The sequence below is a fragment of the Suilimivivens sp. genome (assembly GCF_037359455.1).
GTDB classification, from domain to species: Bacteria; Bacillota; Clostridia; order Lachnospirales; family Lachnospiraceae; genus Suilimivivens; species Suilimivivens aceti.
In genome coordinates this window covers 1-12,848 of record NZ_JAXXXI010000047.1, presented here as the reverse complement: position 1 = coordinate 12,848, position 12,848 = coordinate 1, and the positions used below count along the sequence as shown (strand labels likewise).

At 44.0% G+C, this 12,848-nt stretch carries 11 protein-coding genes and 1 pseudogene; all 12 read right to left on the bottom strand.

From position 1 onward, the window contains the following. A partial coding sequence (locus WJQ40_RS09910; protein ID WP_337539767.1) for a phage major capsid protein occupies nucleotides 1–314 on the bottom strand: 314 nt, incomplete at its 3' end. A 213-nt stretch (nucleotides 315–527) separates the two neighbouring features. Further along, nucleotides 528–1,553: a zinc-dependent alcohol dehydrogenase family protein gene (locus WJQ40_RS09905; RefSeq protein WP_337402602.1), complete on the bottom strand. Its 1,026-nt coding sequence runs from the start codon at nucleotides 1,551–1,553 to the stop codon at nucleotides 528–530. Nucleotides 1,554–1,569: 16 nt separating this feature from the next. Continuing rightward, on the bottom strand, nucleotides 1,570–2,703 hold the full coding sequence (locus WJQ40_RS09900; RefSeq protein ID WP_337539763.1) for a GDSL-type esterase/lipase family protein: 1,134 nt from the start codon (nucleotides 2,701–2,703) through the stop codon (nucleotides 1,570–1,572). After that, nucleotides 2,700–4,070 (bottom strand): FAD-dependent oxidoreductase, encoded by a 1,371-nt coding sequence (locus tag WJQ40_RS09895; RefSeq protein ID WP_118797898.1) that lies wholly within the window; start codon nucleotides 4,068–4,070, stop codon nucleotides 2,700–2,702. Before WJQ40_RS09895 ends, WJQ40_RS09900 begins: the two co-directional genes overlap by 4 nt. Then, a complete protein-coding gene (locus tag WJQ40_RS09890; RefSeq protein ID WP_337539757.1) occupies nucleotides 4,048–4,626 on the bottom strand; it encodes a hypothetical protein in 579 nt (192 codons plus the stop codon). Before WJQ40_RS09890 ends, WJQ40_RS09895 begins: the two co-directional genes overlap by 23 nt. Before the next feature lie 11 nt (nucleotides 4,627–4,637). Next, nucleotides 4,638–6,785 carry a hydantoinase/oxoprolinase family protein gene (locus WJQ40_RS09885; RefSeq protein WP_337402593.1) on the bottom strand — a complete coding sequence of 716 codons (2,148 nt, stop codon included), beginning with the start codon at nucleotides 6,783–6,785 and terminating at the stop codon, nucleotides 4,638–4,640. An 80-nt stretch (nucleotides 6,786–6,865) separates the two neighbouring features. After that, nucleotides 6,866–8,176, bottom strand: a complete 1,311-nt coding sequence (locus WJQ40_RS09880) for a C4-dicarboxylate ABC transporter (protein WP_337402590.1) — start codon at nucleotides 8,174–8,176, stop codon at nucleotides 6,866–6,868. A gap of 116 nt (nucleotides 8,177–8,292) precedes the next feature. Further along, nucleotides 8,293–9,345: a helix-turn-helix domain-containing protein gene (locus WJQ40_RS09875; protein WP_337539753.1), complete on the bottom strand. Its 1,053-nt coding sequence runs from the start codon at nucleotides 9,343–9,345 to the stop codon at nucleotides 8,293–8,295. Nucleotides 9,346–9,647: 302 nt separating this feature from the next. After that, nucleotides 9,648–10,303 (bottom strand): annotated as a pseudogene (locus WJQ40_RS09870) (magnesium transporter); the annotation flags it as partial. A gap of 28 nt (nucleotides 10,304–10,331) precedes the next feature. Next, on the bottom strand, nucleotides 10,332–10,502 hold the full coding sequence (locus tag WJQ40_RS09865; protein ID WP_337539751.1) for a DUF1778 domain-containing protein: 171 nt from the start codon (nucleotides 10,500–10,502) through the stop codon (nucleotides 10,332–10,334). A gap of 155 nt (nucleotides 10,503–10,657) precedes the next feature. Continuing rightward, entirely contained in the window at nucleotides 10,658–11,548 is an 891-nt protein-coding gene (locus tag WJQ40_RS09860) for an Abi family protein (RefSeq protein ID WP_337539748.1), read from the bottom strand. Nucleotides 11,549–12,195: 647 nt separating this feature from the next. Further along, nucleotides 12,196–12,848, bottom strand: a 653-nt coding sequence (locus tag WJQ40_RS09855; RefSeq protein WP_337539745.1) for a DUF1294 domain-containing protein, incomplete at its 5' end; no start/stop codon positions are given.

The following is a 12,848-nucleotide window of genomic DNA, read 5'->3' as shown; positions in this document are numbered from 1 at the left end:
GCTTTTCCAAATGACTTTCCAAGCTTTTGTGTCAGATACTTTTCAATATCAAATCCTGCATCATTTACAAAATCCTCATCCAATGTAACGATAGATGCCAGCTTATAGCTTTCAATCGTTTTTTCATTGAAATCTCCTGTACTTTCATATACTGGAATTGCAGCTCCCTCCGCTACAAATTCCGCTTTATCCTTACAATCCTTCGCAAAGATTCTATAACCATTTTTATATGCACGAATAACTGTCGCTATCTTTCTGAAATCAGATTCCTTTTCAATTTCATTCATAACCTTTCCGGCTGCAACAGTCGGCATACTGTAAGTTCCTGTACTAATATCCCTAGTCCTGCATAAAAATGCCTCCTTTCGTAATCTAAAAATAATGACTACGAAAAAACTATAACACTTTATAAGAATGCGTGATCCGATGAAGCGGAATTTGCACGGGGATTTCCTGTGTCAATAGAAAGAGGACATTATCATACATTTTCTCTGATAATGTCCTCTTTCTGTTTGTATCCTGTTATCTTATTTTTCCGGAGAAATAATATATTTTCCTTTTGCGCGAAGCTCCGGTTTTCCTAAGATATCTGCCAGCCTGTCCAGACCGCATATCTCATACACCATACTGCTTACATCCAGCCGACCGGAATCTATTAGATCCAGCGCTCTTTTCTGTGTATAAGGATTAATATAAGAAGCCTTTAGTTCCAGTTCCTTCCGAAAGATTTCAAATGGCTTCACAGAAATCGTCTCATCTGGTTTAGTCAAACCGAACATCATAACAACTGCTTTATTTCCAGCAATATCGATGGCCTGTTCAATGGTAGACGGACGTCCCACACACTCAATAACTGTATTAACCCAGGTCATGCCTGCCTCCTTCAGGCATGCTTTTACATCTTCATGAATCGGATCGATGCACACATCAGCACCCAGCTTTTTCGCTACTTCACGTTTACTCTCCACTGGTTCCAGAAGCGCTATTTTCGCGGCTCCTGCCAGCCTTGCCAATTGAAGCTGTAACAGACCGATCATGCCTCCTCCGATGATGACTACCTGATGTCCCGGCTGAATCTCACACATATCCATGCCATGCAGACAGCAGGCTACCGGTTCCGTCATGGCTCCCTGCTCAAATGTTGTATGCTCTCCCAGCTTGTAAACCTGACGCTCATCTACCGCGCAATATTCTGCGAAACCGCCGTTTACAGTTGTTCCATAACCAATCATATGCTCGCAGTAATGAGCTACTCCCTTTCTGCAGGGATCACATGCCCCGCAGTAGCAGTTCGGATCGATGCATACCCGGTCTCCCACCTGATAATGCTGCACTTCACTTCCTACTTCGGTTATCACGCCAGAAAATTCATGCCCCAGAATCGTCGGTGGCGTTACCTCTGCTGCTCCTTTGTCCCCTTCATAAATATGTACATCTGTTCCGCACACACCACAGGCCTTTACTTGAATCAATACATCCTTCGGTCCCACCTTGGGCATCTCATGATCTTCAATTCTCAAATCATGTTTTCCGTAAAATACTGCACTTCTCATTCTGGTTTTCTCCTTTTTATTTTCCGCAAAGCAGGGAAAGATCGATCTGCTCTGCCAATGTTTTCCCGCCTTCGATACCCGGATGCAGTTTATCCTCTGAGCCACCCTTGGAGTTCAACCTGCTCTCGTCTGCGGGATCCTTCGCCCAACTGTCAAAATCAAAAATTTCATCAAATACTGTTGACCGACGAAGCAAATCATTCACACAGTTACGTTTTTCTTCATGCCAGGGACGCCAGTGATCCTTACAGCCTTTGAACGGAAGCAAAGTCGCCGCATAAATCTTTGTCTGATGATAGTGTGCCGTATCCGCGCAGCTTTCCAGGCCTGCCACTATCTCTTCCGCACTGACCGCCTCCTCCGGGGGAGCTTCCCCTATTGCCGGATGTAGGATATCATTGATACCCTCTAACAAAATCACTGCGTCTGGTACAAATCCATTTGCAAATACGTCCCGCTCAAAACGGACAATTCCACGCTCTCCGAACCAGCCTCCATGTCCGGAACCCACGGAAGCATCATGCAAAAGCCGGTTTCCACAGATCCCCATATTCAGTAACGTTACCCTGCCCTGATACGTCTCCAGCAATCGCTCTGCAAATGGAGCTGTCCACCGGGACATATGGGTAATGGAATCCCCAAAAGCTACTACTGTAAAGACAGGTTCTTCCGTCCACACAGCGATTTGATCCAGACCTGTCACACATTGATGTAATGGTTCTTTTTCAAAAAAACTTCCGGTCAATCCACCTTCATTTTTCGAATACCATACACCCGTCATGGAATTTGCCAGAAAGGTACAGGCACTCTTCACCACATTCTTTCCGGACCATCGAAGCTTGATCTGTATCTTTTGCCCTGCTTCTGCCTTCTGGATCACTTCATCTGACCAGATCCTTTTTCCAGGTGATACCGCTATCCGACGCTGTCCGTTCACAGTGACAGGACATTTTTTCCCATCTCTGACCGCAAGCCATGCCTCTTCTATATGAAGTGTTTCTGTTCCGAAGGTATTCTGGAATCTTATCTTAAATGCTTCGCATGGCGGAAACGCACAGATCTCCACATACTCCGTCTCATTTTCCACATAAAGCGGGAATGCCCCGAAATCCAGACTTCGGTATCCCCAGATACTGTACCAGTTTTTCAATCCTTAATCACTGCTCCCTGTCTAGTCAACGTCTCTCTCAGCTTCTCCGTCGGTACATCCCCGGCTTCACAGCCTTCTCCCAGCGCCAACGCTGCCGCAGTTCCCGCTGCCTGTCCTGTAGCAATGCAGCAGGGAATCACACGGTAACTGGCTGCCGCGCCAGAGGTTCCGCTGATGCATCTTCCGGCTACTAGAAGGTTCTCTATCTTTTCCGGAACCAGACAGCGGAATGGAATCGTATAGTAATCATTCACTTGGTGGAAAGTTGCTCCGCCGCCCTCTGAATTATGAATATCTATAGCATAAGCAAAGGTACAGATGGCATCCTCAAAATGCTTTCTATCCAGGATATCCTCTGTAGTCAGCTTATACTGTCCCTTGATATGTCTTGTTTCCCGTACACCCAGACGAGAGGCCATCTCAATTAGCTCAATATTCTCACACCCCGGAACATACTTCTGCAGAAAATGAAGTACTTCAAATACCTGACGGCGGCCTTCCATGACAGCCTTGCTGATTTCCTCTGTCCTGGTTGCGTCTACGTAAGCCATACGGGTAGTATTGATTTTCCAGCGGCCTTTAATGGGTTCCTCATAATTTCCCACCTCGTGGCGGTCGATATCCCAGTCGCCGTTAGCGCGTGCTTCTTTAATATACCAGGACCAGCAGTTTTCGCCCGGAATTCCCAGCTCACCCTTCGCTTTTTTCTCTTCCAAAGCGCCCACAAACTTCTCCCGATCGATATTGCCTACTTCAAAGAACAGGGTAACCGGCTGCATTACTCCATCCTTCTCATCGCCCTTTACGAAATCACCGCCTGCAAAGTAAACCACGTCTGCATCTCCGGTACAGTCGATATAGGTCTTTGCGCAAAATACTGCCATTCCCTCTTTCATGGCTGCCACTACGCCTGTAATCTTCCCTCCATCAGTCAGCACATCACATACCTGTACATCATACAGGATTTCTGCACCGGCCTCACGTACCATTTCCTCCATTACTACTTCCAATATTTCTGAAGAAAATGGCGTCACATGACAATGACTTTTTATATAGTACGAACTGTAGGTGCTCATACCTTCTACTCTGGAAGGATGAATAGCGCCTCCGCGCTCCTCTGTACGGGTACAGAGTTCATCAAAAATTCCTTTCACAATCTGCTCTGTCGGCTCGTCGTTATAGCAGGTCATAAATGGACCCACCAGACCTCCGGTCGCCATTCCGCCCAGCATCTGCTCCCGCTCAATTAACAAAGTTTTCGCTCCGTTCCGTGCAGCAGCCACCGCTGCTCCAAACCCGGCAGAACCGCCTCCGATCACCAGCACATCTGTCTCTATAATTCTGTCAATCTGCTTCGTATACTGCATGATTTTCCTCCTTCTCTTTCAACCCCTTTTCCCAACATACCCATGCAAATGCATTCGCTCCTATCTCGCTCAGTGCCGGAACCCCCGTTTTCCCAACGCAGATTGGCCCAATTTTCAGAATAGGGACCTGATATCTTGCCGATAGCATACCAATCTGATTCTGCTCCAGATAATGAAAATACTCATGATAAAGAATCAGGTTCAGCCCATTCTCATAAGACATTTCATTGTGCTCACTCCAGAGTTTCACTGATTTCTTATATATGGTCAGCTGATTTTTCCCGGACAAATATTCACAGAAATACCGGTATTTTCCCAGCACATTATCGACATCTTCACAAGTAATTTTTACCTGATCCTTTTTCAGGATGTCCAGCATAGCAGGAAGCTCATTCTCCCGGTACTGCTCCAGGAACTGCTCTGCCTGAGCTTTCCCAACTGCCCAGGCCATTTCAAAAACATCCCTTATCTTATCTTTTGGTATCTTATGAATCATATAATCTGTCAGCAAAATCTGCATACTGCTCTCTTTATCGGGAAAAGGATATTGCTTCATATAGTTCTCCTTTAGTCTGTTCGTGCTGAGGTCAGAATCATCAGCTGATCATCCTCCCGGACTGCTGCAAGTTCTACCTCTGCCAGAGACTTCATCTGTGCTTCGTCCAAAAGTCCGGATAGATCCAGGATTCGCTTTCCAAATATCAGATAGGTATTGGGCAACGTTTTGCCTCCGTCATTGTAATCCGTCATATTGTCTACTGCCCGAAGCAATGCATTCTCCCAGTTTTTTCCATCTGTCATGTACACTTTTCCATTCTTTTTCTGAAGACGAATAACACCTTCTTCATCCGCAATCGCTGTAGGCTTGCTCACTGATTTAATCAGGCCAAAGAGTTTTTTTCTCACCATCTTATATTGCATTGCATACATCATTCCGTTGCCTGCCGCCGTATAGACATTCTTTATGTCTGTATTCAAGTGCTCTGCTACTTTTTTGCGAATCTCCTCCTCTGTCAGTTTTCGATTAGTCAGATCCTTGGAACGAAGCTCTGTCGTACCGATAGCAATAGCTCTTACCATGTTTTTCGTCGCATCAACCTCCACCGATACCTCTACGGTCTCCGGTGACGCACCGGAATGAATGGCTCGTTCTTCCGCCTCACGTCGCACAGCCAGAATGTCCTCCTGAGTTGGATTGGCAATGGTACGCTCTACCGTATCGCGAATCATAGCCAGCGCTACACCGATGGTCGAGATAACCGACGCGTTTTTCGCATTCCGGTGTTTCATGGACAGGGTTTCTGCCAAATGAGGTACCACCGCAGCCGCGCCTCCGCCTCCGCCTACCAGCACAATGGTTCTCGGATCCATATTGTAATCTTCAATCAGTGCTTTTACAACCTTTCCATTCTTCACGGCAGACAACCGAAGCGCTTCCTTCGCCGCTTCCTCCACAGACATTCCCATGTTGTCAGCCAGCGGCTTCCATGCCTTTCTCGCTGCCTCCACGTTTCCTTTTGCATAATCCTCGTCCTTTACATAACCGGCGAGATTGGCCGCGCCTGCCAGAGACAGGGCAAATTTTTTTCCGTTAGAACACTGCACATACGCGTAATCCGGGTCTGTATCCGTGGGCTTTATCGCACAGAGAACCGGGTCAACAATATCTGCGCTGTCAGAATAGACCTCATAATCCAGACCTGCAATATGTACGCTTCTGGGCCCTACATCTGAAATTTTTCCATTTTCAATCTGAATCATACTTCCACCGCCGATGCCCACTGTGCGCACATCCAGAGAAGTCAGATAGGTCTTGTGACCGCCTACCTCGGCGTATTTGACCATGACCTTTCCATCTTTCACACAGGAGATATCCGTACTGGTTCCTCCTACCTCTAGGAAGATACCGTTGGTCAACTTCTCATACATCAGCGCTCCGGCCACTCCTGCTGCAGGACCGGACAGAATCGTCAAAATCGGTCTTCTACGCACCTCATCTACTGTCATTACACCACCGTCACAACGCATTACCATAAGTGGCGTCTGAATTCCGGCTTTTTTAATACTGGATTCTGTCATATTGGCTGCATCCAGCATCTTTGGCATAATGCTGGCGTTGACAACCGCGGTACGTGTTCTTACCTTCAGGCCATAAAGCTTGGATATCTCGTTGGTGGCTGTCGCTGTAATTCCCTTTTCCTGGCAGATCTCCGAAACCTTCGTCTCGTTCTCCGGATGGTCTACACTGAACGCCTCAGCCGCCACGATTGCCTCACAGCCTTTTTCCTGAAGCTGTATCACTGCCTCAGCTGCATTCTGGCAAAATGCTTCGGTTTCACTCTCCACATACTTATTTTCTGAATGAAGGCTCTTGGTAGCCGTCAGGGGAATGTCGCCCATGACCGTATCGCTCTTGGACTTGGCGCCCTCAATTCCTTTTCCGATGGTTACAATACCTACTTTTACTACGTCGCCTTCCAGCAGGGCATTGGTTGCCTGTGTCGTTCCATGGGAAATAAATACTACATCTTCCGGCTTTACCTGATTTTTCTCCATGATCTCACGCAGTACCTGCACGATACCGGCTGCTACGCCTGCTTTATCCTTATGGGTCGTAGGTACCTTGGCTGTGCTGACCAGTTCAAACGTATCATTATTGATCAGCGCTGCATCCGTAAAGGTACCGCCTACGTCAATTCCAATTCTAACTTTCATGTTCCTACCTCTTTTTCTGTTTAAAAGTGTTGCGACCTATAATACTACAGGCCGCAACATTTTTTACTCTGTGAAATTTTTTACAGCCACATCACTGCGCTCACTACGACACCGACGATAACAACCGGCCAGATCCAGGGCAGGAGACGTTTGGTAACAGATGTTACCTCTTCGCCTGTATAGCTTGTTACCCATACATTATGAGTATTGGTCGGACAGCACAGCAGCTGCATAACGGATACGGACGCAAAGCCTCCCATTACCGCATTGACCGGAAGGATATTCATGCCCACCATCAGAGCCGCAATTCCAGCTCCCAGGCCCCACAGGTTCAGCGGTCCACGGTACAGGCACAACGGAGCCAGTACAATGAAGAATAGCAGGAAGGAAACCAGACCGTTCGGTGTAACCACACGCATAATCGGCTCCAGAGATGTCTTTACAGAAGGCTGATTGATAGCCAGAAGCAGCATTCCGATACCAATCATCAGCATCGCCGACGGCGCTGTCGCGGAAAATCCATCAAACAGGGTCTTGGTCAGCATATTCATGGTCCGGCTCCATCCGGCCTTCAGGCTGGTGAAGACACAGGCCCATACAATCGCAATCATAAAAGAAATAATCAGCGGAAACTTAAAGCCGATAACCAAAATCAGCGGAATCAATGGCGTAATCATCGCCAGACCACCCATGATTCCTTTTATCTGATAGACATCATCCTCAGCCTCTCCTACCGGAGCAGAAAAAGCAAATTTTCTTCCCACCTTTTTACAACGAACTACAAAGAATATGATGCCAGAGACAAAAGCACCTGCAGCGCAAATTGCCTGAATTAAAAATGTGTCATCGAAGCTGGTTTCCAAAATTGCACCAATTGCGTTTACATTTGATAAATTCACGTTATTTCCTACACAATATGAAAAGAGCATTACAGCAGAAGCGGTAAACTTATCCACACCTACTGAAACTAGAATCGGAATCACAATTGTACCAACCATGATTACGGTTCCCAGTCCATTTACTACAGAGAACAAAATGGATGCGATGATAAACAGTACCAGGGTTACAATCAGGGTCTTATCGCCGCCAAGTTCAGCTCCCTTTTTAATCATTGTTTCACTGATACGTGTTTTTTCCATCACCATACCGAGCCATCCTGCAAAAATTGCTACCATAATCGGGTCACCAAGCCGGAGAGCACCCGCCTGGATAACGGCCTGTAAAAAACCTATAGCATTGCCATCCGCATCCGTGGCCACAGCCGGGACTCCACCTATCAGACAGATTCCAACAGCCAGTACAAAAAGTGCCAGTACTGTCGGTATCTTACGGGTAACCATAAGACCCATGATAACAAGCATAAACAACAAAATCAGTATACCTTGAAGCATATCACATTTCTCCTTTTTGTTTTATTATTTAAAAACGGCCACACCTGCGCAGTTTTATGTACCGCCTTTAAGTTCTTTTATATCAAACAGGAAAACAGACTATGCCTAAGGATACGTTAATTTACTTCAATCAGGGCGTAACAGTTTTCCCACAAAATCTGACGTGCAAAAATGTCACAAATCTGTTTTCCCGGTTCTCCCGCTTTACGAATCACCGGTTGAAACGCAAAATTCTGCGATATCTTTTCTACCACCTGCTCCAGTCCTTCCACCTGTCCTCCGATAAATACATCCTTGACCGGGAAGAATAACAGCGCGCTTTTAATTACCTGGGTAAGCTTTTCTGCAAGTTTATCCGCAGAAAAACTCTTCAGAGCCGTTTCCTGGGCAATGGCCATCGAGCCTCCGGGATTATTCTCATACCCGGCAAAACTTCCGCTCAGGACTGCGGAACTGATATCGAAAATAGAATCCTTCGAATTATGAATCATTTTCCGGTTCAGCACAAAGCTTGCCGTGATTCGTTCTCCAATATTCACATAAGCATAATCTGTGCAGCTTGCATCAGCCGTCTTCAGATAATAATTTAGATTATAACGATTCAGAAGTTCCTTCTTTACCGGAACTCCACATCTGGTAGCCAAAGCCGTCTCAAGACGAATCAAGTCTGAAGAAAGAGATGTGGAAAATTCTGTCATTAAATCATACTCCGGCAGATCATCCTGACACAAAAGACCCAGTCCAATGATACGCGTCGGAAGTTCTGTTTTCCCATTCTGAATTTCCTGTACGAAACCACCTATCACCTTTAAAAGTCGATTGCCGGAAGTATACCGCGATATCAGCGTACGTTCCGCAATCCGTTTACCGGACAGATCAAATACCTCCGCATTCACACCGTTTCTCAAAACAGAAACCGTAATGATACATCCGTAGTCTTCCTTCATCTGCAAAAGGATCGGTTTTCTTCCGCCAGTAGATACGCCTTCCCGTACTTCCTCAACCATTCCGTCTTTCAAAAGAAGCGACACAGCCATACTTACGGTACTTGGCGAAAATCTACTTTGTTCCGCTATCTCAATTCTGGAAACAGGCCCCTGTTTTAAAATGTATTCCAGCACCTTTGCTGTATTATTCCTTTTTACATCCTTTAAAGATTTCTTATCCATCTATCATACCACCTACTAATTTTTAATATCGAATTAAGTATACAATTCTATTTTCTTTTTTTCAATGGGCAGTATGCAATTTTATAATTATTTCAGAAATAGAAATCCGTGTTTATCTTTTTTCTATCTTCGAATTAAGTATATGACGCTTTGATTATTTTGTCAATTATCAAGTCTGTTTTCTTTATTTTTTTAGCTATTTTCACAAATTTTTAGCTCATTTTTGTATATATCATATAAAATCAAGGCGGATACGGAACCCCTATCCGCCTTTTGTTTTTTCGATTTTAAAAATAACGATTTTACACCAGATGAATGATATCAATCAGCACCACGGCCACCAGCCCGTAATACACCACGATGGCCACCAGGTCATTGATGGTCGTGATCAGTGGTCCGGACGCTACGGCCGGATCCACGCCTACCTTTTTAAAGAAAATCGGCATCAGGGTTCCCACCAGGCTGGACACCACCATGGCCCCACCAGGGATACGCCCACGCAGGCGGAAATCATCATAGAATAGCCCAGGGAAAAGCCCTTAAACAGATGAATGTAGGCTCTCAGGAACAGCAGGGCCATCACTGTCAGAATCACGCCGTTGAAGAAGCCAATCTTCATTTCCTTGAATATCAGCTTCACCTTCTGTCCGGTGGTCAGATTTTCGTCCATCAGTACCCGGATAGTTACCGTCAGGGACTGGGTTCCCACATTGCCGGCCATGTCCAGAATCAGGGACTGGAAGCACATGACGATGGGAAGCACCGCTACGACGGATTCAAAGACGCCCACCACGGCGGACACTACCATGCCTAAGAACAGCAGAATCACCAGCCAGGGCAGTCTTTTGCGGATGCTCTCCCGGGTAGTTTCGTTTAGGTCCTCCTCTGCGGTCAGACCAGCCAGCTTTGCGTAATCGTCGCCCATCTCGTCGTCCACGATTTCCACGATATCCTGGGTGGCACTCTAGAAAAATTATTTTGATCAATCATTGATGTCTTTTCCTTCCTTGTTTTTTCAGAACATTCTCTGCCTCTATTAATGCAGTTCTCCTTATAAACTCACTATATGAGGCATATGCTTCAAGCCTAGCTGCTTGTTTTAACTTATCAAGTTCTTCCTTACTAACCCTAATACTCATTGAAATTGTTTTGTTCATATACTTATCCTCCTGCAAAAACAACATCATTTATGTGCAACATTTGCAATACATTTCTGCACAGAAAAAACACAAAACAAAAACCATAACTAATAGTCACCTCTACTATTAATTATGGTTTTTAAAGTTCTTGTATTATGTAATAATTATGTTTTTCACAAATTATTTTCCATAATTTCCAAATATTTCTCTGGAAATCCAATCAGATTCAAATCAATGTCATCCCTATACTCATCTATCACAGCTTCCACTGTTTGGATCAAAGATTTTTTACTGCTTTCATCTGGAAGTCTTTTCAGTAAAACAAGCGTATATGCAAATAATGAGTTATTCTTTATCTCCGGATGCTTTTTCAAAAATGATGTTGTAAATTTTGCTGGTGGATTGAAATCCGTGTTATACATCCTTGCTGCATGTGCACATTTATTTCGTAATACTGACAAACAATGAAGATGATTTTCTAATGTATCCTTTCCAACACCAACCATACGAGCGATAGCATCTTTTTCTGAATAATACATAGAACTGTATAACTTAGACATATTAGAAAAAGACATTAATTCTACAATAACCCACAACGGCATTCTGCTGGAATATTTTATCTTGTGATGTTTCACAATCAGACTATCTTTGTAATAATTTTTCTCCCTGCTGAAATTTTCCATAACTTCCTTGTAACCCTTTTTGTTATAGAAATTATTTTCATCGTAATGTTGATCATACGGAGCTTCCGTACATTTGGCTATTGAAAATCCATATGCTATCTGCGTCCTATAATATACTTCTGCCTTTTCGATATAGCGCCGAAATGTATCACGCAATATTTCATCTACTTTATATAAATGATATACCGTTTCAAAAGTAGTTCCTTCAATATAGTTACTACCAGAAGGCTCTTGTCTGAATTGCAAAGCATAACCCGTAAAACGATAATAATTTACTCTTTTTAATATATCTTTTGCTTTTTCTCTATCAGCGACAATCATCCCGTGAACTATTAACTTATCTAACTGTTCATCAAAGGTCAATGGTTTTTTCAAATCCATAAAAGCTCTCCTTAACGTAAAAAAGCTGAGCACACGACTCAGCTTGGTCCCCAATGTCCAAAAGACTTCGGGCAACTCTGTTACATATAGTATATTCAAAACTCAGAAAAATTGCAATAGTTTTTATATTTTTTCCGCATTTCCATCAATAAAAAATCTACTACATTGCCTGCAAGTAGTCCCTTACTACTAAGGAATCCTCCCAACACCTTTGCCTTTATCCCACTTCCAGCCATGAGCCTTAGTAGTCTAAACCGTAGTAATTCCAATACTTTCTGCCATATTCTGCCCTGTGTTGCCCCAGTCTGCGAAGGTATGCATTATCATAAAACTGGAGTGCCGTGGCAGATGAATAATATCTTAATCATCTAAATTTTCCTTCCTGCAATGCCCTAAAGTGCAGTATTTTGCACCGTTTTGCGACTCATGCCGCGATTTGCAAGATGCACAGAATTCGGTTAATTCTCAGTTTTCAGCGCAAAATGAGGCAAATCAGTGCCAGCAAACGTAGTCGAATTTGCGAAAATAGACTACTGCGATTTTTGGCAGGTACTACTTGATATTCTGCTACATACGTCAATACTTTGCTCTCAAGAAAACCCTGCTAACCATTATACAATGACTAGCAGGTTATCTATATGTAAAGGTCACCATTTTGCATTCATCGCGTAGAGCAATAATACAACCTGCATGATCATAATCAATGGAATGCCCACAGTGAAATAATCTTTTCTCGTTTTATGCCTTAGCAAATACATTGCAATAAGGCCTCCTATGGAACCTCCAAAGAACGCCAATGCCAACAGGGTTACAATTCTAATACGAGACTTTCTTTCTATAGCAGCTATTTTATCAATTGCAAAGGCCGCGAACGTAATGAAATTAATAATCACTAGATACGCCACGAGAATCTTGTGTTGATTGAAAAATGTCCAGAAAGCCAAAGTTATGTGATCGGCATAATGTCCTCGAATTACCAGGAACAAAATAATTTGAATCACAAGAATACAAGACACGAACACTCTGGACATCATATCGCCTTTTCCAGCTTTGCGGTCAAAAATCAAAATCGATAAGACAATGCCTAATGATCCCCCAAGAATAGACACAATGGTTAAGACTGCATCTATCTGGCCTTCAGCAGTAAAACGGTAAAGAAGAGTATTCACAAGATATAGGAGCATTCCTATGATATTTATGATTACAATATACGTCATGAATGGGCTCAATTCCCACATCTTATTCCCTCCCATAATAATCTTTGTTTTTCTCTTGTTAACTCGCTTTTTCTCACATTTTC